The sequence below is a fragment of the bacterium genome (assembly GCA_019637795.1).
Lineage (GTDB): Bacteria > Desulfobacterota > Binatia > HRBIN30 > CADEER01 > JAHBUY01.
Window position 1 is genome coordinate 120,861 of the sequence record JAHBUY010000006.1, and the last position, 24,893, is coordinate 145,753.

Genomic DNA, 24,893 nt, shown 5'->3' on the forward strand with positions numbered 1-24,893 from the left:
GTGTTGCGCTGGACGCACTCTGCCCGCTCGGGCGAAGAGTTGCCAACCCTGGCGCCCGCGCGGGCGACGCCAGGCGGGACTAGTCGACCGGCACCGACTCCGCCTCCGCCAGCCAGAGCGCCGGCGAGGCGTCGGACGGCATGCGCCAGTCGCCGCGCGGCGAGAGGCTGCCGCCGGAGCCGACCTTGGGGCCGTCGGGCAGCGCCTCGCGCTTGAACTGGTTGGCGAAGAAGCGCTGCACGAAGACCAGCAGCCAGCGGCGGATGGTCGCCAGGTCGTAGCGCCCGTCGAAGGCATGCAGCGCCAGGCGCGCCAGGCGGCGCGGCCCGGCGCCGAAGCGGAGCACGTGGTAGAGGAAGAAGTCGTGCAGCTCGTAGGGACCGACGACGTCCTCCGACACCTGCACGATCTCGCCGTCGCGCGGCCGCAGCAGCTCGGGGCTGATCGGCGTCGCCAGCACGTCGCGCAGCACCGCCTGCACCGCGGCGTCGCCGGCGAAGATGACGTCGGCGGCCCAGGCGATCAGGTAGCTGATCAGCGACTTCGGCACGCCGGCGTTGACGCCGTAGTGCGACAGATGATCGCCGCCGTAGGTGCACCAGCCGAGCGCGATCTCCGAGAGATCGCCGGTGCCGAGATTGATGCCGCGCTGCTGCGAGGCGGTGGCGAACAGGAGCAGCGTGCGCAGCCAGGCCTGCACGTTCTCGAACGTCAGGTCCTCCCGCTCCGGCGGATGGCCGATGGCGGCGTAGACCGCCTCGCCGATGCCGGTGATCGGGATCTCCTGGAAGCTGGCGTGCAGCGCCCGCGCCAGGCGCTCGGCGTTGCCGCGGGTGCGGGCGGTGGTGCCGAAGCCCGGCATGGTGATCGCCAGCAGCCGGCCGCGCTCCAGGTGGAGCAGATCGAGGGCGTGCGCGGCGACCAGCAGCGCGTGCGTCGAATCCTGGCCGCCCGAGACGCCGATGACGATGCGGCGCGCCGCCGGCGGCAGCGCGTGCAGCCGGCGGGCGAGCGCGCTCGCCTGGATCAGGAAGACCTCGCGGCAGCGGACGTCGCGCTCCGCCGCGTCGGCGGGGACGAACGGCCGGGCGTCGACGCGGCGCTCGAAGCGCTCCCAGGTGGCGCGCGGGCGCGCGTCCGCCGCCGGCCCGCAGTCGACGATGCGCACGGCGCGCCCGTGATCGCGCGCGTTGGCGCCGAACGACGTCTGCCGCATGCGATCCTGGAGGAGCGCCTGCAGGTCGACGTCGACCTCGACGTGCGTGCCGCCGAGCATGAACCGGTGCGTCTCGGCGATCAGCCGCCCGCGCTCGGCCACCATGCCGTGGCCGTCCCACGCCAGGTCGGAGGTCGACTCGCCGAAGCCGGCGGCGGAGTACATTTGCACCGCGAGATTGCGGGCCGACGAGTTGCGCACCAGCTCCTGGCGATACTCCCACTTGCCGACGGTGATGTTCGAGGCCGAGAGATTGGCGAGCACGGTGGCGCCGGCCAGCGCCGCCAGCGTGCTCGGCGGCACCGGCACCCAGAGATCCTCGCAGACGTCGGTGTGCAGCACGAACCCCGGCAGGTGGGGCAGTCGGATGAGCACGTCGGTGCCGAACGGCACGTCGCCGCCGAGCAGCGACAACTCGCGCACCGCCGTCTCGGCGGCGGGCCGGAACCAGCGCAGCTCGTAGAACTCGCGGTAGCTCGGCGGGTACGATTTCGGCGCCACCGCCAGGACGCGGCCGCGGTAGAGGGTGACGGCGCAGTTGAAGAGCAGCCCCTCGATCGCCAGCGGCGCGCCGACCGTGAACAGCAGGTTCCAGTCGGCGCTGGCGTGGGCCAGCTCCGCGAGGGCGGCACGCACCCCGGCGAGCAGCGACTCCTGGAAGAACAGGTCGCCGCAGGTATAGGCGCTGAGGCCGAGCTCGGGGCAGAGCGCGTAATGGGCGCCGGCGCGGTGCACCGTCTCGAGCTGCTCGAGGTGCGCGGCGGCGTTGAAGGCGGGGTCGGCGACCCGCACCGGCGGCACGCAGACGGCGACCCGGGCGAAGCCGTGGGTGCGCACGTCGAGAAAGTCGCGATCGGGACTGCCGGGCGGCCGCGCCATCGCCGGGAGTCTACACGAATCGAAGGGAAATGCCCCTGCATCCCCTTCACAAAGGCCGGCAAAGCTAGTAGGCGCCTGGATTTCACCGTCTACGCCTCATGGGATCCGTCATCGAATTCGGCATGCCCCGCCGACGGCGGCGCGCCGCGGCGCGCCCCGCCGCCGGCCCGAGCGTCGTCCACTGCGGGCACTGCGGCGAACCGCACCCCATCGTCCGCCTGCAGGGTGGCGAGCAGCGCTGCGTGACCGCCTTCTTCGACGGCAGCCACTGGTTCTGCCGCAACCGCGGCTGCCGGCGCGCCTGGCTGGAACGCAGCGGCGAGATCTGAGGCGCGACGCGCCGTGGCGCCTCGTCCGCGGCTCCCCCCGCGCGCATTGCGGGCGCATCGCGCCTTCCGTATCTTCGTCGCATGACGCGACTGCCGATGCTGCTGGCCCTGGTTGCCCTGAGCACGCCCGTCCTCGCCGACGACGCGCCGCCGCCGCGGACCATCGCGGTGACCGGCGAGGGGCGGGTGAGCGCCGCGCCGGACCTGGCGGTGGTGTCGTTCGGGGTCGAGACCACCGCCCCCACCGCCGCCGCCGCGGTCGCCGACAACGCCAGGAAGAGCACGGCGCTGGTCGACGCGATCAAGCAGAAGATCGGCGCCCGCGACACGGTGGCGACGACGCAATACTCGCTGTCGCCGGTGTACGAACAGCGCGACCGCGCCAGCCAGGCGCCGCCGAAGATCACCGGCTACATCGCGAGCAATCTGGTGCGGGTCGAGCTGCACGATGTGAAGGCGGTCGGCGCGCTCATCGACGCCGCCACCAGCGCCGGCGCCAACCGCGCCAACGACCTCCAGTTCACGCTCGAGGAGCGCGCCGAGGCGCAGTCGCAGGCGCTGGCGCGCGCCGGCGCCGACGCCAAACGGCAGGCCGCGGCGGCCGCGGCGGCCCTCGGGGTCGCGCTCGGCCGCGTGCTCTCGGCGAGCACGGGCGGCGGCCCGATCATCATGCCGAAGACCTTCGCCCGCGCCGGCATGGTGGCGATGGCCGAGAGCGTGCCGCCGCCGGTCGAGGCCAGCGACGTCGACGTCACCGCCACCCTGCAGGTCACCTACGAGATCGAGTAGCGCCTTCGCGCCACGGGAGAGGACAGGAATGGCTTCGAGGATCCAGCGCGCTGCGGCAGTCAGCGCCAGCATCGCCCTGCTCGGCGGCTGCGCCGCCTGGGAACAGCAGAGTCGCACCACCAAGGGCGCCGTCTACGGCACGGCCGCCGGCGCCGCGGCGGGCTCGGCGATCGGCGCCATCGCCGGCGGCGGCTCGGGCGCCTGGAAGGGGGCGGCGATCGGCGCCGCGGTCGGCGCCGTCGGCGGCGGCCTGATGGGCAACTACATGGACAAGCAGGCCGAGGAGATGCAGAGGGTCGTCGACCAGAACGACCGCCTGCGCAAGGAGCAGGAGACCATCTACCTGTCGCTCGGCAGCGACGTCCTCTTCGATTCCGGCAAGGCGACCCTGCAGCCCGGCGCCCGCAGCAAGCTGCGCGAGCTGGCCGGCATCCTCGACCGCTATCCGCGCACCACCGTCGCCATCACCGGCAACACCGACAGCCGCGGTAGCGACGAGCTCAACGACCGCCTGTCGAAGGAGCGCGCCCAGGCGGTCGCCGACGAGCTGGTCGCCAACGGCGTCAACCCGGCGCGCATCGCCACCTTCGGCGCCGGCGCTTCCAATCCGGTCGCCTCCAACGCGACGCCGGAGGGCCGGCAGCAGAACCGCCGCGTCGACATCGTGGTGCGCCCCGACGAGAGCACGCAGGGCGGGCAGCCCGCCCCGGCGCCGAGCGGCGGCGCGGAGCCGAAGTAGCCGACGGCCTCGTGCTGACGGACGAGCCCGTCACCCGTCAGCACGAGGCCCGATTGCTCAGTCGCACCGCAGGGTCGATCCCAACGCGGCACAGGCCGGCGCGGGCGCGCCGCCGGGATTGAACGTCGCGCTGCCGCACTGGCCGGCGGCGCCCTGCGGCTGGCTGCCGAGGACCACCACCAGCTCGAGGTTCTCGCTGGCGACGCGGAAGTCGTTGCCCTTGCCGCGGACGGTGAACTGGAAGAGACCCGGCGTCCGGCTGCTGCGGTCCTTGAGCATGACCTTGCTGACGCCGCCGGCGAGCCCGCCGTCGCGATCGGAGAACTTCCAGGCGGAGCCGCCGCGCGCCCACCCCGGGGTCGAGGCGCCCGGCGGCACGAAGCGGGTCAGCAGCGGCTGACCGGTGCCGCGGTCGCGCACCTGCAGGCTGAAGCCGTTGACCGATGGATCGATTGCCGGCAGCAGCGACGGTAGCCGCAGCTCGCCCTTGAGGAAGAGCTTCTCGTCGCCGGCGGGCAGCGCGTTGCGGGCGATCTTCAGCTTCACGTTCGCGAGCGCCACGCCGCCGCTGCAGACGAGCTGCGGGCCCACGGTCGGCGTCGGCGTGGCCGTCGGCGCCACGGTCGTGGGCGTGGCGGTCGGCGCCAGCGCGGTGGGCGTGCCGGTGGCGGTCGACGCCGGCGTGCTGGTGATGGTCGCGGTCGCCGTGCCGGTCGGCGTGCCGGTCGCCGTGCGGGTGAACGTCATCGTCGCCGTCGGCGGCACCGCGGTGGGCGTGAAGGTCGGCGTCGCCGTGCCCTCCGGCAGACTCAGCGGATCGGCCGGATCGGAGCCGGCGTCGAGCTCGTCGCGGTCGAAGCGGTTGTCGAGGTCGCGGTCGATGCCGATGCGCTGCCCGGAGCCCGGCGGCACGCAGGTGTACACCTGCTCCTGGCCGGCGCTGCCGGCCAGCGCGCGCAGGGCCGTCTTGTCGATCAGTGGCTCGCTGACGCGGTCGCTGCGGAAGCTGTTGCCGCCGGCGTACACCCAGCCGCGCGCCTCGCCGCCGCTGACGCCCTTCACCACCAGATCGCAATCGCCGGCGTCGTCGCGGCCGATCAGGAGATCGATGCGGGCGATGACGGTCGAATCGGCGACGCTGCTCGGGGTCACCGACACCTGCTGCCCGACCGCCGGCTTCAGGCCGGTGTCGAAGGCGAGGATGAACGCCTCCAGGTTGCGCCGCTTGGTGTTGGCGTTGCTCCCGAAGGTGAAGACGCCCGCCTGGAGGAAGTTGAACACGGTCGGCACGCTGCCGTCGTGCAGGAAGCCGAAGCCGCGCACCTGATTGCCGGCGCTGCCGAACATGCCGACCTTCTGGTAGGCGTTGCGCAGGTGGGCGATCTTGAACTCCTGCGGCTCGCCTTCGAACGACGAGAAGCCGTCGGTGCCGAACGGCAGCGCGTGACAGAGCGCGCAGGTGAGCACGCCGGCGTCGACGACCTGATCGGTGAAGAAGCTCGCGCCGGCGCTCTCCGCGACCGTCGCGACGTCGGTCAGCGCCCGCACCGGATTCGGCGGATAGCGGACGCTGAGGATGAAGTCGGTGAACTCCTGCATCTCGCTCGCCGTCAGCTCGCTGTCGCGGCCGAGCAGGCCCACGAAGGCGGGATTGAACTCCTTGAAGGCGAGATCCTCGTTGAGCGGATCGCCGCCGTTGGTGCCGCCGGTGCGATCGCCGCGCCAGTGCATCGGACCGGCGTCGGCCATGCCGCGCAGGCTCTGCGTCGTCATCGGCCCCTTCATGGGATGGAACGGCCCGCCGCTGCCGATGCGGAAGGGATTGGGATTGGCGACGATGGCGCCGAAGGGATCGCCGAGATCCCACGCCAGGCTGTCGAAATCGCCGAAGATGTGACAACTGGCGCAGGCGCTGTCGCCGTGCCCCGAGGTGTCGTGGGCGTCGTAGAGGAAGCGCCGGCCGAGCTTCGCGGCCGGCGGCGACGGGTCGAAGCGCAGCGGCACGACGGCGGTCTGGGCGCGCGCCGCGTTGCTCGCGTCGCTCACCACCGAGATCGTGTGATCGATGCGGTTCATGACGTAGAGGCGGTCGCGGGCGGCGTCGAGCACGACACCGCTCGGCCCGTTCCCCACCGCCACCTGCTGTTCGCTGACCGTGCCGGCCTCGAGCGCGTTGGTGTCGATGGCGGCGACCTTGCCCGACCCGAAGGCGGCGACGAACAGGGTGAGGCCGTTGGGCGCGAACACCATGTCGGTCGGGAAGGCGAGGCTCTGGTCGCGCTCCGCCTGCGAGCCGGTGGCGACGGCGTAGTCGACGTGCGGGTTCAGGTGCCGCGCCGTCGGCGTGGTGCCGTTGATGATGGTGATGCGGCTCTCCGCGATGTGCCCCTGGACGCCGCCGGCGGCCAGCGGTTCGAAGCGGACGTGGTTCCGCGATTCGAGGTTGCTGACGTAGATCTTCCCGTTGTCGGGGCGCACCGCCATGTTGAAGAGAATCGTGCCGACGCCGACGACGGTGTTGTTGCTCGCCAGCAGCGCCGGCGGATTGGCGGTGGCGTTGATGATGAAGACGTCGCGGTCGGGGAGCGTGAACGGCACCCGCGCCGTCCAGTCGCGGCTGATCTCGTCCTCCCAGCGGCTGTTCGCGGGGTTGAACTTGACGATCAGGCCGGTGTCGGGCGGGTTCGCGGTCGCGCCCGGCGGCGGCGGCGGCAGGCCGCCGTTGTTGGTCACCACGCCCTCGCTGAGCGCGGTGGTGCGGTTGCCGGACTGGAAGGCGGCGGCGTAGACGCGGGTGCCGTCGGGCGACACCGCCAGCGCGCGCGGGGTGTCGCTGAGGCACTGGATGACGGACAGTGGCGTGCCACCGAGCGCCGCGCCGGGCGCGTTGGCGTCGAAGGCCCAGACCAGCGCCCGCGCCGTGCCGGCGGTGGTCAGGTTCGCCGGCACCGTGCCGGGCAGGTTCTGGCCGCGGCGCGCGGTGGTGACGAAGGCGCGGTTGAATCCCGCGCCGGCGAAGACGATGTCGCGCGGCTCGTCGCCGACCAGCAGGGTGCGGGTCACCCGGCTCCGGGTCACGTCGCCGGGATCGACCTCGACGATGCTGACGCTGTCCGAGAGATGGTTCACCACCCACGCCTCGACCCGGCCGCCGGCGTTCACCCGGCTCGCCACGGCGACCGGCTCCAGGCCCACCGCCACCTCGGCGGCGAGCGTCAGGCCACCCGCATCGACGTCGTAGATCTCCAGCCGGTTGTCGGGCGTGTTGACGGCGAACAGGCGGTTGCCGTCGGGCGACAGCGCCAGGGGCCGGACATGCCCGCTCTCGAAGTTCACGAACGAGCCCTGTGCCAATGCCGGCCAGGGCGCCAGCAACACCATGGCGACGGCAAGACGTCCCCCGAACGACAACACGCGCATGCCCCGTACCCCCGACGACCGTGCCTATCCCGCAGCCTCGGCCGAGACAACCCAAATGTTGCCAAGCGGCCGCCGGCGCGATCCGGACGGTCGCCGCGGGCGGCGTCCGAGGGCCTCAGCCGGCCAGGCCGCCGGCGATCGCGTCGCGCGTCAGATCGCGCAGCGAATCGACCGCGGCGCCGGCGATCGCCGGCGGGGGGTCGATCGGCGCGCAGAAGAGGACCTCGATGACGTTCCCCGGCCGCAGCCGCCACCACGGGTGCCGGGCCAGCGCCGCGAAGCTGCCGCGGATCGCCGCCGGCAGCACCGGCAGGCGGTTGCCGACCGCGAAGTGGAACGCCCCCTTCTTGAACGGCTGCAACTCGCCGCTGCGGGTGCGCGTGCCCTCGACGAAGAAGACCACCTGGCCGCGGATGCGGCGCAGCGCCGCCTCGGCGACGCTGCGCATCGCCTCGGCGTGGTTGGCGCGGTCGACGATCACCTGCCCCGCCGGCCGCAGCAGCCAGCCGAAGATCGGCCAGCGCGTCAGCTCGCGCTTGGCGACGAAGCGATACGGCGGCGGCAGGGCGCGGATGAGCGCGAAGATGTCGAACAGGCTGGCGTGGTTGGCGCACACCACGTAGGTGCGCGACCAGTCGATCGGCACCGCCTCGCGCACCCGCAGGCGGATGCCGGTGAGGGCCAGCAGGACGGTGGTCCAGAGGTCCCTGGCCACCCAGCTCGCCAGCGCCGCGTTGGCCTCGAGCATGCGATCGAGGATGTCGGCGCGCCCGGCGCGGGCGCGCAGCAGCCCGTACCAGTAGCGCGGGTAGATGGCGATCAGCAGCGCCGCGCCGACGACGCCGGTCCACAACGCGCAGAGCGCGATGCGCAGCGAATTCGAGGCGACGCGGATCGCGGAGCCCATCGCCTCAGGCGTGCGTCCGTGTGAGCGCCCGATGGCCAGGCGCGGCTGGCGCCGCGGGCGCGCGGCGCCGAACCCGACGGCGCATCCGTGCGATACGCCGGAGGCTCGGCAACGCGGCGATCGCGGACGTCCGGGCGCGCCAGGGCATCATGGCCTCTCCCGCGCGGACGCCTAGGGGTGCAGGCCGACGCCGCGCAGCCCGCTGTCCTCGGGCAGGCCGAGCATGCAGTTCATGTTCTGGATCGCCGAGGAGGCGGCGCCCTTGCCCAGGTTGTCGAGCGCGCCGAAGGCGACCACCCGGCGCCGCCGCTCGTCGACGTCGACGCCGATCTGCACGAAGTTCGATCCCGCCACCGAGGCGACGCTCGGGTAGGGGAGATACTGCCAGCTCGCCTTCGGATCCTTGGCGAAGGCGAGGGTGCGCACGAACGGCTCGTCGCGGTAGAAGTCCTCGTACAACGCCAGCACCTCGTCGCGGCTGACGGCGCGGGTGAGGAAGCCGTGGCAGCCGGCGAGGATGCCGCGCGTGAAGGGACAGTAGTAGGGCGTGAAGTGCACGGTGACCGGCGCGCCGGCGACGCCGCTCAGCTCCTGCTCGATCTCGTAGGTGTGGCGGTGGTCGACGACGTTGTACGCGAAGACGCCGTTGCCGATCTCGCTGTGGTGGGTGGGCGTCACCGGCTCGGCGCCGGCGCCCGAGGTGCCGGAGAGGCCGTCGACGACCACCCGCTCGCGGTCGATCAGCCCCGCCCGCACCAGCGGCGCCAGGGTGAGGATCGCCGTGTAGGCGAAGCAGCCGGGGTTGGCGACCAGCCGGGCGCCGCGGATCGCCGGCCGGTGCAGCTCGGTGGCGCCGTAGGGCGCCTCGCCGACCAGCTCCCAGCAGGTGTGCTCCGCCTTGTAGACGCGCTCGAAGGTGGCGCGGTCCTTGAGCCGGAAGTCCGAGCCGATGTCGACCACCTTGGCGCCGCGCGCCAGCCAGTCGGGCGCCTTCTGCATCGACTCGCGCGCCGGCGTGCAGAGGAAGACGACGTCGGCATCGCCCGCTTCCTCTTCGCGCACGAAGCGCAGATCGGTGCCGACCAGGTTGCGGTGGATCGCCTGCAGCGACCGGTCGCCGCGCGAGGTGACGAAGGCGATGCGCGCCCGCGGATGGCCGAGCAGCAGGCGCAGCAGCTCGCCTCCCGAGTAGCCCGATCCACCGACGATGCCGACCGCGACCGATTGCGTGCTCACGCCGTCTCCTTGTCCACGGCTCCCGCTTAGCGCGCATGCCCGCGCGGCGGAAGAGCCGGCGGCGCCGGCGTTTCCACGACCGCCCGCCCGGTCGCGCCCGCGCGCCGCCGGCGGCCGTTACGGCTGCAATCGCCGCTGGGCGGTGAAGAACCACACGCGCATGGCGGTGCGGGCGAGCAGGAACAGCTCGCCGAGCAGCAGGGTCGCGGTGAGGCCGATGGTCTCGTGCAGCGGCCACGCCAGGCTGCTCGCCTCCGACAGCGCCAGGATGCCGAGGGCGGTGAGCTGCAGCAGCAGCGCCAGGCGCAACGTCGCCTCGCCGTCGCGCAACACGAAGCGCAGCGCCCAGGCGTAGGCGCCGGACGCCGACGAACCGGCGACGGCGGCGCGCAGCCGCGCCTGATCGTGCACGGCGACCAGCACCAGCATGCCGAGCAGCCAGAGCGCCAGCGCCGCCGCCCCGATCGCCTCCCAGACATACGCGCCGGGATGCTCGCGGGTGCTGCGCAGCAGCCCCCAGGTCGGGCCGGCGACGGCGCCGCTCCACGACGCCGCCAGCAGCAGCGCCAGGCCGTAGAGGCGCGCCATCACCGGCGCCAGGGCGAGGCCGCGGGCCCACGGCTCGCCCTCGGCGTCGACGGCGGAGGCGACGATCACGCCGTCGAGCCACCACCACAGCGCCACGTGCGCCACCCCCAGCACCGCCGCGACGACGCCGAGCATGCGCAGCCCTTCGCCGTGGTGGTACCAGAGATCGACCAGCACGTCGGGGTCGAGGTGGTGCGCCAGCGTGCGCGTCGCCAGCGATCCCTCCAGCGCCGTCGCCAGCCAGGCCTGCGCCGCGAGCGCGAAGGCCAGGCCGAACGCGGCGCCGATCAGCCACAGCGCCAGCACCAGCGGCCACCGGCGCAGCATGGCGCGAAAGCCGCCGAGATAGGCGGACCAGGTCACCGGCGTCTCACAGGCCGCTCAGGGTCAGCAGCGCGCCCTGCAGCCACAGGCCCCAGCGACCGCCGAGCCGCCACGGGCCGCGGGTGCCCGGATCGCGCAGGCGCGAGTTGTTCAGGTGGTTGCGGTCGAGCGGCAGCTTGCCGTCGGGGTCGACCACCGCGTAGGTGGCCTGGCGGGTGCTGGTGACGTCGATGCGGTACCAGCGCCCCTGCCCGTCCCACGTCTCGCGCGTCTCGCCGCCGTCGTCGAAGACGACGCGGATGTCGACCGGCACGCGCAGCTCGCCGCGGCGCTCGATCACCACCTCGCTGCGATAGCGCGGCGGCTCGGCGGACGGCACGCCGCCGGGCGACGCGGCCGGCAGCGGCGGCGGCACCTCGCGCACCTCGATGCGGGCGACGGCGTAGTCGAGCGTGCCGGTGTCGTGCAGGAGCTGTTCGAGGACGCCGTCGGCCGCGCCGCCGGTGGCGGCGCTGAAGGCGGCGCGGAAGTCGCGCTCGCCGGGATGCGCGAAGCGGTACTGCCGGGCGTAGGCGCCGAGCGCGGCGAGCACCCGATCCTGACCGCCCAGCAGCCCGCCGAGGGTGCGCAGCACCAGGTTGGTCTTGGCGTAGGTGACGCCGGCGTAGGCCTGGCGATCGAGCATGCGGTAGGACGGGGTGGCGATCGGATCCCACGAGCCCGCGGCGAGGTAGCTGGCGCGGGCCAGCGGCACGGCGTCGACCCGCAGATCGCCGATGTCGACGTAGCTGCCGGGACCGTAGGTCTCGTCCATGATCAGCCCCTCGACGTAGGCGTTGACGCCCTCGTCGAGCCAGGCCTCGTTGACCTCGTCGCTGGCGAGCATGCCGTACCAGTACTGGTGTCCGGTCTCGTGCACGGCGATCGCCTCGGGCAGGCGGACGCCGCTCGGCATCCACCAGGTGGTGCCGACGGTGATCAGCATCGGGTACTCCATGCCCGCGGCGCCGAGCCCGCCGGGGCCGGGGTCGACCACCGTGAGCTGCGGGTACGGAAAGGCGCCGAACCATTCCTGCGAACGGGTGAGCGCGGCATCGACGGCGCCGAGGTAGCGCGGCGCCTGCGCCAGGTGGTGCGGCTGGACGAGGAGGCGCACCGGCACGCCGGCGAGGCGCTCCTCGACGACGCGGAACCGCGGGTCGGCGGCCCAGGCGAAGTCGTGCACCCGCTCGGCGTGGACCTCCAGGGTGCGCGTGCCGTCGCCGTTGTCGCGATCGGCGGTGGTGACGCCGGTGGCGCCGACCACCGCCTCGGCGGGCACCGTCAGGGTCGCGTCGTAGGTCGCGAAGTCGGCGAAGAACTCGCTCGCCGCGTGGTACTGGTGGGCGTGCCAGTCGCCGTCGGCGGCGCGCACCGCGAGCTTCGGATACCACTGGGCGACGAAGAAGAACGGCGCCGCGTGCCCGCTGCGCATGAAGAGCCGCGGCAGCGTGGCGACGAAGTCGCTCTCGAGCTCGATGGTGGCGCCCGGCGGCACCGGCGCCGGCAGGGCGACGCGCGCCAGCGTGCGGTCGTCGGCGTTGCCATCGTCCGGCTGCACGTAGGTCAGGTGGCCGAGCACGTCGTTGCCGTCGACCCGCAGGGTGGCGACGTCGATCCGCCCCCAGCCGTCGGGATGGCGCCGCCACCAGCGCTCCGCCTCGGCGCCCAGCTCGCGCATCAGGGTGGTGCGGTTGCCGGCGAAGGCGTTCAGGTAGAGGTGCAGGTACAGCTCGCTCGCCGGCGTGCGGCTGGGGTTGCGCCAGCGGGCGCGCAGCGAACCGCTGACGGTGCGGGCCTCGGCGTCGAGGCGGGCCTCCAGGCGGTAGGCCAGCGGTGGCGGTGGCGCCGGCGGCGCGGCGCCGGTGGCGCGCGACGCCGCCAGGGCAGCGGCGAGCACGACGGCGCGCGCGACCACCGGCCATTGCCGGGCGGTCGCGCGCGCGGAATCGGGAATCCGGGTCACCCGTCCGTCCGACGGACGGTCGGCACTCCTACTTCTTCTTCTCGTCCTTCGGCTTGCGGAACTGATCGTGGCAGCTCTTGCAGGTCGCGAACATCTTCTTGACCTTTCCCTTGAGGTCCTCGTCGTCCTCGGCGCCGGCCGCGGCGGAGACCTTCTGGGCCTGATCCTCGAGCTGCTTCGCCAGCTTCACGAACTCGTCCCAGTTCTCCCAGATCTTCGGCAGGGCGCGGGAATTGGGATCGGTACTGCCCTTCGGGAAGAGGTCCGGAATCCGGTGCGCGTCCATCGCGATGGTCGTGCCGGCGCGTTGAATGATCGAGGTGTCGAAGCCTTCGGAGCCGACGTTGAAGGCGTTGTTGATGTTCTCCGCCTGGTCGCCGATCTCTTCCATCAGCTCGTGCCGTTCGCGAATCGGCCCCGGCGGCAGCTTGTTGGTGATGTCGTCCGCTCGCACCTCTGCCGACCACGTCGCCAGCATTCCGGTGGCCAGGAAGGCCACCACCCTCGCCGTCCTACGCATCGATCCCTCCTTGTCGACGGTTGCCCGAGCCGGCGGCGCGGGCGCCGGCCCCACCGGCCTCAGTCCCTCACCTGATGCCGCACCGGCGGCACGCTTTTCATGTATTTCGCGAGCGAGCGCAACTCGAATTCGGGCGCGTGCGAGTAGCCGGGACCGCCGCCGTAGCCGTCGACCACCTCGCCCATCATCCCCTGGACATTGTCGGCGTTGGGCAGCATGCCGGTCTGCAGCACCTCGAGGAAGGCGCCCTCGCGCCACTTGCCGAGGCCGGTCTCGCTGTCGGAGGTGATGTTGGGCACCGGCTTGCCGTCCGGGCCGGCGTCGGTGCCCGCCAGGTACATGCCGTCGACGAAGGCGCCGAAGCGGGTGCGCGGCGTGTGGCAGTCGCCGCAGATCGACACGTGCTCGGCCAGGTAGCGGCCGCGCGCTGTGGGATCGGTCGGCGTCTCGGCCGGCGGCGTGATGCGCGGCGCGAACAGCCAGCGCCAGGCGCGATAGGCGAGGCGCGGCAGCGGCAGCGACACCTCGGCGTCGCGGTTCTGCCGCCGCACCGGCGGCAGCGTCCGCAGATAGGCGACCAGCGCCCGCGCGTCGGCGTCGGACATCCCGGCGTACTGGTAGTACGGCATCACCGGCGCCTCGACGCCCTTGCCGCGCGCATAGCCCTCGCGGATGGCGGCGATGATCTCCTCGTCCGTCCAGTCGCCGATCCCGGTCTCGCGGTCCGGGGTGATGTTGGTGCCGTAGAACGTGCCGAACGGCGTCGCGATCTCGCGCCCGCCGCCACCGACCGTGCCGTCGGCCACGTTGTGACAGCCGCACCCGGCGGCCAGCGCGAAGACGGCCTTGCCGCGCTCGACATCGCCGTCGGCGAGCGCCGGCAGCGCCAGCAGCAGCAGCGCGACGTTGCCCAGCACGGCGCGAACGCGCGCGGACCCCACCGCGTCGCGGAGCGCGCCGTGTCGCGGTGGTGGCGATGGGTCAGACATTGAATCGGAAGTGGATGATGTCGCCGTCGGCGACCACGTACTCCTTGCCCTCGAGGCGCAGCTTGCCGGCCTCGCGGCACTTCGCCTCGGAACCGAGGCGGACGAAGTCGTCGTAGGCGACCACCTCGGCGCGGATGAAGCCGCGCTCGATGTCGCTGTGGATCTTGCCGGCGGCGCGCACCGCGGTGGTGCCGCGGCGGATCGGCCAGGCGCGCACCTCGTCCTCGCCGCTGGTGAGGAAGCTGATGAGGTCGAGCAGCCCGTAGGCGGCCTGGATGAAGCGATCGCGCGCCGGTTCGGCGAGGCCGAGGTCGGCGAGGAAGCCGCCGCGGTCGGCGGCGTCCAGGCCGGCGATCTCCATCTCGATCTGGGCGCACATGGCGATGCCGCTCAGGCCGGCGGCCGCGAGCGCGGCGCGCACCGGTTCGGCGAGCGGCGCCGCGGCGTCGCCCTCGGCAACGTTCACCACCACCATGAGCGGCAGGCGCGACAGCAGCCCGAAACCCGACAGGGCGCGCTCCTCGGCGGCCGACAGCTCGACGCGGCGCAGCGGCGTCTCCTGTTCGAGCGCGGCCTTGCAGCGCTCGACCAGCTCGGCCTCCTGCTCCTTGCCCTTCTCCTTGCGCAGCCGCTCGGCGCGCTTCTCCAGGATGGCGAGGTCGGCGAGCACGAGCTCGCTCTGGAAGGCGCCGATGTCGCGCAGCGGATCCGGCGCGTCGGCCAGGGACGGATCGGCGAAGCCGCGCACCACCTGCACCAGGGCGTCGGCGTCGCGCATCTGCACCAGGGTCGCCTGGTCGAGCACGCCGCCGCGCTCGCCGCCCGGAAAGTCGACGAACACCACCTCGGCGTAGGTCGTCTTGCGCGGCGAGAAGATCTCCCGCAGGCGCTCGAGGCGGGCGTCCGGCACCTTGATGGTGCCGAGGTTGGGCTTGCCCGGGTCGCTGTACCCCCCGACCGCGGCGTGCAGACCGGTCAGGGCGTTGAAGACGGTGGTCTTCCCCGCGTGGGGGAAGCCGACGATGCCGACTTTCATCGCCGACGGAGGGTCAGTACACCCACTCGCCCTTGGTGTAGCGGAAGATCTCGGTCACCTCGGTCGCCTCGACGATGGTCGGCTTGGCGGCCAGCGCGGCATCCTGGGAGGAACCGGCCGACTCGTAGAGGTATTCCTTGTAGACGATCGTCGCGACCGGCGTCCCGTTCGAGGAGCGCTCCTTGAGGGTGCAGTCGTAGTCGGCGCTGTAGCCGACGTATTGGCCCTTCACGTTGCCGCCGCTGTTCTGCCATTTGACGCCGCGCTTGTTGTCGCGTTCGCGGGTCTCGAGGAACCCCATCCATTTCTTGCAGAACGCCTTGAGATCGTCGGCGATCTTCTCGTCGGACTCGGTCGGCGCACCCGACGCCGGCTTGGCGGCCGCCTTCTTCGCCCCGGCCGCGTGCGCGGCCGGCACGGCGACGACCAGCACCGCCGCAATCCCCAACACGACTCTCCGCATGTGAATCCTCCCGGCGCCGCCCGCCGCCGGGTGTGCGGCGCAGCGAAACAGCCGCGTCCTACAACGAATCCGCGAAGCGGTAAAGCAAGGTGGGCCGGCGTTCAGTGGTCGTTCGCGCTCCCCGAAGCCCCGCCGTGGGCGGGATGGCCGGGCGGGACGACGAACGGTCGGCTGGCGCGCGACGGCATGATGCCGTGGCGCTGGCGCAGCTCGACCATGCCGACGTTGTGGCCGGTGTAGTGCGGCGGCTGGCGCAGCATCCAGAGGATGCCCTCGGCCGGCACGGCGGTCGGCTCCCAGTCGCCGTGGTCGAGGTCCGGCAGGTTGGCGACGAACCCCTCCGAGGCGACGGGCACGTCGATGCGGAAGGTGTTGACCGCGACGCCGAAGGGCCGCAGTTGCTCGGCGCAGTCGACGCTCATGCGCTCCATCGCCGCCTTCGACATGCCATAGGCCATCAGACCGGAGACCGGGAAGAGCGCCGCCGCCGAGGAGACGTTGATGATCGCGCCCTCGCGCCGCGCCCGCATGCCGTCGGCGACGAGCTGCGTCGCCTGCAGCGCCGCCCGCAGGTTCACCGCCATGATGAGGTCCCAGCGCTTCATCGGCAGCGCCAGATCGCCGGGGAAGGTGACAGCGGCGTTGTTCACCAGGATGTCGATGCGGCCGAAGCGCGCCAGCGTCGCCGCCACCATGCGCTCCACCTGCTCGGGGTCGGCGAGGTTGGTCGGCACCGCCAGCCCGCGCCGGCCGGTCGCCGCGACGGCGCGCACCGTCTCGTCGATCGTCCCCGGCAGCGGCAGCGGCGCGCCGTCGGTGGCGCGCGCGGCGCAGGCGACATCGGCGCCGGCCGCGGCCAACGCGACCGCCACCGCCCGCCCGACGCCGCGGCTGGCTCCGGTCACCAACGCCACTTTTCCTGCGATCTCCATTGCGCCCCCGATCGGCTGCCGGCCGCGGCCGGCAGCGGCGCCCTGCTGTCGCACCTGGCGCCGGCGCCGCGCAAGCGCGCGGCGAGCGCGCCCGGTCGACCGGCGAAGGAAGCGGGACGGCGGAATCGTCAGGCGGCGGCGGGACGGCGCGGCAGGGGCGTCGCCCGCCGCGGCACGTCGCCGGCGAGGACGCGCCGCACCAGCGACGGCAGGCGATCGAGCGCCTCCTTGGCGATGACGCCGGCGATGCCCATCCGGTCGCCGATCTCGTCGACCTCCCGCCAGCGGCTCGAGAGCACGACCACCGGCGTGCGCGGCAGCGCGTCGTGCACGGCCGCGACGACATCGGGGAGACTCAGCATCGGAGAGAGTCCGTCGCACAGCACCAGATCCCAGGCGGACCGCGCCAGCGCTTCGCCGAGCTGCCGCGGCGTCTCGACGCGCACCGGATGCGGGTCGAGGCCGGCGCGCCGCAGCATGCGCATCGCGAGGAACGCGTCGTCGTCGTTGCGATCGATGATCAGCACGTCGAGCCTGTCCGCCATGGCATGCCCTCTGCCGTAGCGTGCACCCACGGCGGCGTCGCCGTCCATTGGGAACATCCCGCGGTGCGCTAAGGGTTTTTCCCTAGGCAGTACGCATGCGTCGCGGCTCCGAGCGGGCGTCCCGAGGGTCGTTTGCCTCACCTCGCGGGGTTGGGCAGTGTCGGGTGATCCGACCAGACCGGAGGTTCCGCCGTGATGTCGCCCGCCCGTCCCGCGCTGCTCGCGCTCGTATCCCTGTGGCTGCTCGCCGCGCCGGCCGCGGCGCGAATCGGCGGCATCGTCGGCTTCTCGGACATCGGCTGCACCGACTGCCACGACGCCCAGGGCGCGCCGACCCCGGGCATCGCCATCATCGGTCCCACGGCCGTCGAACCGGGGGCGCACGTGCCCTACCAGCTCGTGGTGACCAGCATGGGCCCGTCGCAGCTCGGCGCCGGCTTCAACTTCGCCGCCTCGGCCGGCGACGTGGCGGTCGGCGACGACCCGGGCGTGCGGCGGGCCGAGAATCGCGAGCAGGGTCGCTTCGAGCTCACCCATACCGGCCCACGCGAGAACGACGGCAACGGCCAGGCGACGTGGTCGTTCATCTGGATTGCTCCCGATACACCCGGCGACTACGCCCTGTTCGCCGCCGGCAACAGCGTCAACCTGAACAACGAGTCGACCGGCGACGCCTCCAACATCACCGTCCTCATGGTGCGGGTCGGCGCCGACCAGCCGACGCCGACGCCGACCGTCACCCCCCTCCCCGCCGCCTGCGCCGGCGACTGCAACGGCGACGGGACCGTCGCCATCAACGAGCTGATCAGCGGCGTCAACATCGCCCTCGGCTCGGCCGCGGTCGGCACCTGCGCGGCGGTCGACGCCAACGGCGACGGCAGCGTCGCCATCAACGAGCTCATCGCCGCCGTCAGCAAGGCCCTGAGCGGCTGCTGAGCGGCGCCGCCACGCCGGCCGCGCCGCCCCGGGCCGGCGCAGGCGCCCGCCCCGCGCGCCTGCCCCTCGGTGTTCATTCGCGGCCATTTGTGTTCTGTGTGGGCGAATTTTTCCCAGGAGGGGTCCATGAAGGTTGCAGGATCAGTGGCATTGGTGACCGGCGGCGCGTCCGGCCTCGGGCTGGCGACGGTGAAAGAGCTGCTCGCCGGCGGCGGCAAGGTGATGATCGTCGATCGACCGCAGTCGGACGGCGCGACGGTCGCGCGGGAGATCGGCGCCGCGTTCTCGCCCGCCGACGTGACCAGCGAGGGCGAGGTCCAGGCGGCGGTCGACGAGACCCTCAACCACTTCGGCGCCATCCACGTGAACGTCAACTGCGCCGGCACCGGGGCGGCGATGAAGACCACCGGCAAGGCAGGGCCGATGCCGCTCGAGATCTTCGCCAAGGTGATCGAGATCAACCTCATCGGCACGTTCAACGTGCTGCGCCTGTGCGCCACCGCGATGATGAAGAACACGCCGAACGAAGACGGCGAACGCGGCGTGATCATCAACACCGCCTCGGTCGCCGCCTACGACGGCCAGATCGGCCAGGCGGCCTACTCGGCATCGAAGGCCGGCGTCGTCGGCATGACCCTGCCGATCGCCCGCGACCTCGCCTCGATCGGCGTCCGCATCTGCACCATCGCGCCGGGCACGTTCGACACGCCGATGCTGGCGATGCTGCCCGATCCGGCGCGCAACGCGCTGGCGGCGCAGATCCCCTTCCCGTCGCGCCTCGGCAAGCCGCCGGAATTCGCCGCCCTCGCCCGTCACATCGTCGAGAACGCGATGCTGAACGGCGAGTCGATCCGCCTCGACGGCGCGCTGCGGATGCCGCCGAAGTAGTGGCCGACGCGCGGGAGGGCCGGCGCGCCGGCCCTCCCGCGCAGCCGCGCATGGCCCGTCCCACCGCCGACGACGCCCCGCACGGCGGCCTGACGCCGCCGCGGGCGTTCGCGCTCCGCTTCTTCCTCTTCCTGGCGGCGGCGAGCGTGCTCTCGTGGGCGGTGACCCTGCCGGAGCGGCTCGGGCCGGCGCAGCGCGGGCTGGCGACCGCCGCCGCCTGGCTGGCCGGGCTCACCGGCGGCCGCGCGTCCGTCAACGCCGACGAGATCTCGGTCGGCGCGCTGCTGGTGCACATCAACTTCGAGTGCACCGGCGTGTACGTGCTGCTGATCCTCTTCGTCTTCCTGCTCGCCTATCCGGCCAGATGGCGCCAACGCCTGCTCGGCGCCGCCATCGGCCTGGTCGCGCTGCAGATCCTCAACGTCCTGCGCATCGCCTTCCTGGTGCGCGTCGCCGAGCTGCGGCCGGGGCTCTTCGACTCCATGCACGAGTACGTCTGGCAGGGCCTCTTCCTGGTGCTCACCGTCGCCTATGCGATGACCTGGGTCGAGCATTCGCAATGATCGGCCGCGCCGGCTTCGTCGCCCGCTTCCTGCTGGTCTTCGCCGTGCTGGTCGCGCTCGGCTGGCTCACGGCGGCGCCGCGCGCCTACGCGACGGCGCTGCGCGTCGCCGCCGCGCTCGCCTGTCCGCTGCTCAACGGCTGGACGCTCGAGGACCGCACCGTCAGCGGCGGCCGGCAGGAGATCCATTTCCGCCGCGGCAACGACCAACTCCGACTCGCGCTCGGCCTCGACCAACTGGCGCTCGGCCTGCTGCCGCTGTTGGCGCTGCTCGGCGCCACGCCCGGTCTCGGCGTCCGCCGCGTCGCCACCAGCGCCGCCATCGGCGGCGCGGCGCTGTTCGCCCTCGACCTGCTGATCCTCGTCTCCTACCCGTGGCTGGTCGGCGCCCCCAGCGCCCTCACCGACATCCTCGGCACCTTCCTCGGCCTGCTCACCTTCGTCGGCGGGCCCGTCATCCTCTGGTTCGTCCTCACCTACGGCCACCTGCGCGACGTCTGGAAGCTCGACCGGCGTCGCGTTGCCCGGTGAGCCCGACGCGCTACGATCGCGCCATGGATCCCACCGAGCGCTCCGCGCTGCTCGACGCCGTCGACCGCTACAACCGCGGCGACTACCTCGTCGCCCAGGAGGCGCTCGAGTCGCTCTTCAACCGCCTGCCCGGCGACGATCAACCGCTGGTGCGCGCGCTGATGACGATGGCGACCGCCATGCACCTGCACTTCCGCCGCGGCGGCGGCCGCGGCGTCCTCAACCTGCTGCGCCAGGCGATGGTGACCCTCGACGAGATCGGCCCCGAGCGCGAGGGCGTCGCCACCGGCGAGCTCTTCGAAGCCGCGCAGGCCTACCTGCAGGAGCTCGAGGGCCGGCGGAAGCCGGGCGCCGGCTTCTTCGACCGCTGGCTGGCACCGAAGATCCGCTATCGCTACTAGGAAGCCGTCGTTCCCCTGCACGCGAAGGAACAGGTGATGCCGGACGCCGCCCGCTATCGAACCCTGGACGCGAACGAGGCGGTGGCCGACGTCGCCTACCGGCTGAGCGAAGTGGCGGCGATCTACCCCATCACCCCGGCCTCGGTGATGGGCGAGCACGTCGACGCCTGGGCGGCGGACGGGCGGCCGAACCTGTGGGGCGGCGTCCCCGAGGTGGTCGAGATGCAGTCCGAGGCCGGCGTCGCCGGCGCGGTGCACGGGGCGCTGCAGGCCGGCGCCCTGGCGACCACCTTCACCGCCTCGCAGGGCCTGCTGCTCATGCTCCCCGATCTCTTCCGGATCGCCGGCGAGCTGACGCCGTTCTGCATGCACGTCGCGGCGCGGGCGCTGGCGACGCACGCGCTGTCGATCTTCGGCGACCACTCCGACGTCATGGCCGCGCGCAGCACCGGCATGGCGCTGCTCTGCTCCGGCTCGGCGCAGGAGGCGCAGGACCTGGCGGCGATCGGGCACGCGGTCACCCTGCCGGCGCGGCTGCCGGTGCTGCACTTCTTCGACGGCTTCCGCACCTCGCACGAGATCACCAAGGTCGCGCCGTTGAGCGACGACGATCTGCGCGCGCTGCTCGACGAGGACGCGATCCAGGCCCACCGCGCCCGGGCGCTCGATCCCGACCGCCCGGTGATCCGCGGCACGGCGCAGAACGCGGACGCCTTCTTCCAATCGCGCGAGGCGAGCGAGCCCTTCTACGCCGCGTTCCCGGCCGCGCTCGAGCGGATGATGCACCGCTTCGCCGCCCGCACCGGCCGCGCCTACCGGCTCTTCGACTACGCCGGTCATCCCGACGCCGAGGCGGTCATCGTCATGATGGGCTCCGGCGCCGAGTGCGCGCACGAGACCGTCGAGCACCTGCAGCGGCGCGGCGAGCGCGTCGGCGTCGTCAAGGTGCGGCTCTTCCGCCCCTTCTCGGCCGCGCACCTGCTGCGCGCGCTGCCGGCCTCGGCGCGCGTCGTCACCGTGCTCGATCGCACCAAGGAGCCGGGCTCCTCGGGCGAGCCCCTGCTGCAGGAGGTGACCTCGGCGCTGGTGGAGGCGGCGGCCGACGGCCGACGCCCCGCCCTGCCCCGCCTGCTCGGCGGCCGCTACGGCCTGGCGTCGAAGGAGCTCACGCCGGCGATGCTGCAGGCGGTGTTCGACAACATGCGCGCCGCGGCGCCGCGGCCCCGCTTCACGATCGGCATCCGCGACGACGTCTCGGGCTCGTCGCTGCCGTTCGACGCCGGCCTCGACATCGAGCCCGACGACGTCTCGCGGGCGCTGTTCTTCGGCCTCGGCTCGGACGGCACGGTGTCGGCGAACAAGGCGAGCATCAAGATCATCGGCGAGGAGACGCCGCTCTTCGCCCAGGGCCACTTCGAGTACGACTCGCGCAAGTCGGGCGCGACCACCGTGTCGCACCTGCGCTTCGGGCCGCGGCCGATCCGCTCGACCTACCGCATCCAGCGCGCCCACTTCGTCGCCATCCACGACCCCGAGTTCCTCGAGCGCCGCGACGTGCTGGCCGCGGCACTGCCCGGCGCCACCGTGCTGCTGAACAGCTCGGCGGCGCGCGCGGCGGTGTGGGACTCGCTGCCGCGCGAGGCCCAGGAGCAGTTGATCGCGAAGGGCTGCCGGCTGTTCGTCATCGACGGCTACGGCGTCGCCGAGCGCGCCGGCCTCGGCCGGCGGGTCAACACCGTGATGCAGATCTGCTTCTTCGCCCTCGCCGGGGTGCTGCCGATCGACGCGGCGAAGGCGCACGTCCGCCGCGCCATCGAGGACACCTGGGGGCGGCGCGGCCCCGAGGTCGTGCGCCGCAACCTGGCGGCGCTCGACGCCGCGCTGGCGGCGCTGACCGAAGTGGAGCTGCCCGCGGCGCCGTCGCACGCCCGCCGCCGCCCGCCCGCGGTCCCGCCGCACGCCCCCGACTTCGTGCAGCGGGTGACCCGCCTGCTGATCGAGGGCCGCGGCGACGAGCTGCCGGTGAGCGCCTTCCCGCCCGACGGCACCTGGCCGACCGGCACCAGTCAGTTCGAGAAGCGCACCCTGGCGCTCGACATCCCGATCTGGCAGCCGGGCCTCTGCGTGCAGTGCAACTTCTGCTCGATGATCTGTCCGCACGCCGCCATCCAGACGCTGGTCTTCGACGAGGCCCAGCTCGCCGGCGCGCCGCCGGGCTTCCGTTCGCTGCCGGAGACGTTCGAGCCGGCGCTCGCCGGCCGGCGCTTCACGGTCCAGGTCGCGCCCGAGGACTGCACCGGCTGCGGCCTCTGCGTCGAGGTGTGCCCGGCCAAGGACAAGCGGCAGCCGCGCCGCAAGGCGCTGGTGCCGGGATCGCTCGCCGAACACCGCGACGAGGAGCGGGCCGCGTTCGCCTTCTTCCGCACCCTGCGCTCGGCGCCGCTCGACGATCTGCCGGTGACCCGCCGCACCGCCGCCTACCGCCCGCCCCTGTTCGAGTTCTCCGGCGCCTGCGCCGGCTGCGGCGAGACGCCGTACATCCGGCTGCTGACCCAGCTCTTCGGCGACCACCTGCTGATCGCCAACGCCACCGGCTGCTCGTCGATCTACGGCGGCAACCTGCCGACGACGCCCTACACGACCAACCGCGACGGCCGCGGCCCGGCGTGGGCGAGCTCGCTCTTCGAGGACAACGCCGAATTCGGCTTCGGCATGCGCCTGGCGCTCGACGTGCGCGCCGAGCGGGCGCGCCGGCTGGTGCAGGCGCTGGCGCCGCGGCTGCCGGCGGCGCTGGTCGCCGATCTGCTCGCCGCCGGCGCCGGCGACGCCTGGCTGGCCGCGCAGCGGGCGCGCGTCGCCGAGCTCGGCGCCCTCCTCGAACGCGACGGCTCGGCCGAGGCGCGCGCCCTCGCCGAGCTCGCCGCGGCGCTGGTGCCGCGCAGCGTCTGGATCGTCGGCGGCGACGGCTGGGCGTACGACATCGGCTACGGCGGGCTCGACCACGTCCTCGCCTCGCACCGCAACGTCAACGTCCTCGTCCTCGACACCGAGGTCTACTCGAATACCGGCGGCCAGCAGTCGAAGGCCACGCCGCTCGGCGCCGCGGCCAAGTTCGCGATCGCCGGCAAGGCGACGCGCAAGAAGGACCTCGGCCTGCTGGCGATGAGCTACGGCCACGTCTACGTCGCCTCGATCGCCATGCAGACCCACAGCGCGCAGGCGATCCAGGCATTCCTCGAGGCGGAGCAGCACCCCGGACCGTCGCTGCTCATCGCCCACAGCCCGTGCATCGCGCACGGCTACGACCTCGCCCACTCGCCGACGCAGCAGAAGCTCGCCATCCAGAGCGGCGCCTGGCCGCTGTATCGCTTCGACCCGCGGCGGGCGGCGCGCGGCGAGGCGCCGCTGGCGCTCGACTCCGCCCCGACCCGGGTCGACATCGGGACCTACATGGCCAACGAGCCGCGCTTCCGCATGGTCGAGCTGCGCTCGCCGGAGCGCTACGCCGCCCTCCTGGAAGCCGCGCGCCAGGCGGTGGCGGAGCGGCGCGCCCTCTACGAACAGCTCGCGCGGATCCACGTGCCGCCGCCGGAGACGCACGATGGCTGATCTCGCCACCCCCTGGCTCGGGCTGTCCCTCCGCAGCCCGCTGGTCGTCGCCGCCTGCCCGCTGTCGCGCGATCCGACCGCCATCGCCGCCGCCGTCGACGCCGGCGCCGGCGCCGTGGTCATGCATTCGCTCTTCGAGGAGCAGCTCATCGACGAGCAGATGGGGGCGCACCGGTTCGTCGATACGCGGCTCGACCTCGACGCCGAGGCGCGCAGCGTGCTGCCCACCGCGAGCATCGTCTCGATGGACGTCGAGCCCTACCTCGGCGAGCTCGAGCGCCTGCGCCGCGCCGTCGACGTGCCGGTGATCGCGTCGCTGAACGGCACCACCCCCGGGGGCTGGACGGCCTACGCCAGCCGCCTCGAGGCCGCCGGCGCCAGCGCCCTCGAGCTCAATCTCTACGACGTCGCGACCTCGCCCGACGAAACCGGCGCCGCCGTCGAACAGCGGCAACTCGAGGTGGTGACCGCGGTGGTCGCGACGGTGACCATCCCGGTGACCGTCAAGCTCAGCGTCTTCTACGCCTCGCTGCCCTCGTTCGTGCGCCGCCTCGAGACGGCGGGCGTGCGCGGCGTCGCCCTCTTCAACCGCTACTATCAACCCGACGTCGACCTCGACGAGCTGGACGTCGACCGCACCCTCGCCCTCTCCACGCCGGCCGAGCTGCCGCTGCGCCTGCACGCCCTGGCGCTGGTGTCGGCGACCGCGTCGCCGCGGCTGTCGCTCGCCTGCACCGGCGGCGTCCATTCCGGCCGCGACGCCGCCAAGGCGGTGCTCTGCGGCGCCCACGTCGTGCAGCTCGCCTCCGCCCTGCTGGCCCACGGCCCGCGGCACGTGGCGCTGATTCGGGACGAGCTCGCCGCCTGGCTCGACGAGAAGGGCTATCGCTCGACCGCCGAGGCGCGGGCCGTCCTCAATCTCAGCTCGGCCCCCGACCCGCACGCCTGGGAGCGGCTCAACTATGCGCGCATGCTCGAGGGCTACCGCAGCGGCGACAGTTGGCGCCGCCTGCCCTGAGTCTCGCCACCACCCCGCGCCGCCGGCGCCC

At 72.9% G+C, this 24,893-nt stretch carries 22 protein-coding genes; 10 read left to right on the plus strand and 12 right to left on the minus strand.

Annotated features, from left to right (window positions below; translation table 11 throughout):
- Positions 1-79: 79 nt before the first annotated feature.
- On the minus strand, positions 80-2,095 hold the full coding sequence (locus KF840_20440; protein ID MBX3027273.1) for an NAD(+) synthase: 2,016 nt from the start codon (positions 2,093-2,095) through the stop codon (positions 80-82).
- Between the two features lie 122 nt (positions 2,096-2,217).
- Here KF840_20440 and KF840_20445 point away from each other — a divergent pair, with 122 nt between their 5' ends.
- The 3 genes from KF840_20445 to KF840_20455 all read left to right on the plus strand — a co-directional run bounded on the left by KF840_20445 (position 2,218) and on the right by KF840_20455 (position 3,952).
- The gene (locus KF840_20445) at positions 2,218-2,424 is read left to right on the plus strand and encodes a hypothetical protein (GenBank protein MBX3027274.1); all 207 of its coding nucleotides are present in this window, start codon (positions 2,218-2,220) and stop codon (positions 2,422-2,424) included.
- Positions 2,425-2,505: 81 nt separating this feature from the next.
- Positions 2,506-3,213, plus strand: coding sequence for an SIMPL domain-containing protein (locus tag KF840_20450; protein MBX3027275.1), 708 nt, complete (start codon positions 2,506-2,508; stop codon positions 3,211-3,213).
- Between the two features lie 28 nt (positions 3,214-3,241).
- Positions 3,242-3,952: an OmpA family protein gene (locus tag KF840_20455; GenBank protein ID MBX3027276.1), complete on the plus strand. Its 711-nt coding sequence runs from the start codon at positions 3,242-3,244 to the stop codon at positions 3,950-3,952.
- Positions 3,953-4,009: 57 nt separating this feature from the next.
- Here KF840_20455 and KF840_20460 read toward each other — a convergent pair whose 3' ends face one another.
- The 11 genes from KF840_20460 to KF840_20510 all read right to left on the minus strand — a co-directional run bounded on the left by KF840_20460 (position 4,010) and on the right by KF840_20510 (position 16,917).
- Positions 4,010-7,372, minus strand: a complete 3,363-nt coding sequence (locus KF840_20460; protein ID MBX3027277.1) for a hypothetical protein — start codon at positions 7,370-7,372, stop codon at positions 4,010-4,012.
- A gap of 115 nt (positions 7,373-7,487) precedes the next feature.
- A complete protein-coding gene (locus KF840_20465; protein ID MBX3027278.1) occupies positions 7,488-8,279 on the minus strand; it encodes a 1-acyl-sn-glycerol-3-phosphate acyltransferase in 792 nt (263 codons plus the stop codon).
- 171 nt (positions 8,280-8,450) lie between these two features.
- Positions 8,451-9,515: an N-acetyl-gamma-glutamyl-phosphate reductase gene (gene argC, locus KF840_20470; protein MBX3027279.1), complete on the minus strand. Its 1,065-nt coding sequence runs from the start codon at positions 9,513-9,515 to the stop codon at positions 8,451-8,453.
- Positions 9,516-9,632: 117 nt separating this feature from the next.
- Positions 9,633-10,466, minus strand: coding sequence for a hypothetical protein (locus KF840_20475; GenBank protein MBX3027280.1), 834 nt, complete (start codon positions 10,464-10,466; stop codon positions 9,633-9,635).
- 7 nt (positions 10,467-10,473) lie between these two features.
- Positions 10,474-12,384: a M1 family metallopeptidase gene (locus KF840_20480; protein ID MBX3027281.1), complete on the minus strand. Its 1,911-nt coding sequence runs from the start codon at positions 12,382-12,384 to the stop codon at positions 10,474-10,476.
- Between the two features lie 76 nt (positions 12,385-12,460).
- A complete protein-coding gene (locus KF840_20485; GenBank protein MBX3027282.1) occupies positions 12,461-12,952 on the minus strand; it encodes a cytochrome c in 492 nt (163 codons plus the stop codon).
- Positions 12,953-13,011: 59 nt separating this feature from the next.
- Positions 13,012-13,893 (minus strand): cytochrome c, encoded by an 882-nt coding sequence (locus KF840_20490; GenBank protein ID MBX3027283.1) that lies wholly within the window; start codon positions 13,891-13,893, stop codon positions 13,012-13,014.
- A gap of 40 nt (positions 13,894-13,933) precedes the next feature.
- Positions 13,934-14,977 carry a YchF family ATPase gene (locus KF840_20495; GenBank protein ID MBX3027284.1) on the minus strand — a complete coding sequence of 348 codons (1,044 nt, stop codon included), beginning with the start codon at positions 14,975-14,977 and terminating at the stop codon, positions 13,934-13,936.
- A 13-nt stretch (positions 14,978-14,990) separates the two neighbouring features.
- Positions 14,991-15,440 carry a hypothetical protein gene (locus tag KF840_20500; protein MBX3027285.1) on the minus strand — a complete coding sequence of 150 codons (450 nt, stop codon included), beginning with the start codon at positions 15,438-15,440 and terminating at the stop codon, positions 14,991-14,993.
- A 101-nt stretch (positions 15,441-15,541) separates the two neighbouring features.
- Positions 15,542-16,372: an SDR family NAD(P)-dependent oxidoreductase gene (locus tag KF840_20505; protein MBX3027286.1), complete on the minus strand. Its 831-nt coding sequence runs from the start codon at positions 16,370-16,372 to the stop codon at positions 15,542-15,544.
- Between the two features lie 128 nt (positions 16,373-16,500).
- The gene (locus tag KF840_20510; GenBank protein ID MBX3027287.1) at positions 16,501-16,917 is read right to left on the minus strand and encodes a hypothetical protein; all 417 of its coding nucleotides are present in this window, start codon (positions 16,915-16,917) and stop codon (positions 16,501-16,503) included.
- 195 nt (positions 16,918-17,112) lie between these two features.
- Between KF840_20510 and KF840_20515 the strand changes: the two genes are divergently transcribed.
- The 7 genes from KF840_20515 to KF840_20545 all read left to right on the plus strand — a co-directional run bounded on the left by KF840_20515 (position 17,113) and on the right by KF840_20545 (position 24,862).
- A complete protein-coding gene (locus tag KF840_20515; protein MBX3027288.1) occupies positions 17,113-17,853 on the plus strand; it encodes a hypothetical protein in 741 nt (246 codons plus the stop codon).
- A gap of 126 nt (positions 17,854-17,979) precedes the next feature.
- A complete protein-coding gene (locus KF840_20520; protein ID MBX3027289.1) occupies positions 17,980-18,741 on the plus strand; it encodes a 3-hydroxyacyl-CoA dehydrogenase in 762 nt (253 codons plus the stop codon).
- Between the two features lie 50 nt (positions 18,742-18,791).
- The gene (locus KF840_20525; GenBank protein MBX3027290.1) at positions 18,792-19,304 is read left to right on the plus strand and encodes an archaeosortase/exosortase family protein; all 513 of its coding nucleotides are present in this window, start codon (positions 18,792-18,794) and stop codon (positions 19,302-19,304) included.
- Complete coding sequence (locus KF840_20530; protein ID MBX3027291.1) at positions 19,301-19,834, plus strand: hypothetical protein; 534 nt, start codon at positions 19,301-19,303, stop codon at positions 19,832-19,834. Before KF840_20525 ends, KF840_20530 begins: the two co-directional genes overlap by 4 nt.
- A gap of 23 nt (positions 19,835-19,857) precedes the next feature.
- Positions 19,858-20,235, plus strand: a complete 378-nt coding sequence (locus tag KF840_20535; protein ID MBX3027292.1) for a DUF309 domain-containing protein — start codon at positions 19,858-19,860, stop codon at positions 20,233-20,235.
- Between the two features lie 36 nt (positions 20,236-20,271).
- Entirely contained in the window at positions 20,272-23,844 is a 3,573-nt protein-coding gene (gene nifJ, locus KF840_20540) for a pyruvate:ferredoxin (flavodoxin) oxidoreductase (protein MBX3027293.1), read from the plus strand.
- Positions 23,837-24,862, plus strand: coding sequence for a dihydroorotate dehydrogenase-like protein (locus KF840_20545; protein MBX3027294.1), 1,026 nt, complete (start codon positions 23,837-23,839; stop codon positions 24,860-24,862). The genes nifJ and KF840_20545 overlap by 8 nt, the downstream gene beginning before the upstream one ends.
- The last annotated feature ends 31 nt before the right edge of the window (positions 24,863-24,893 follow it).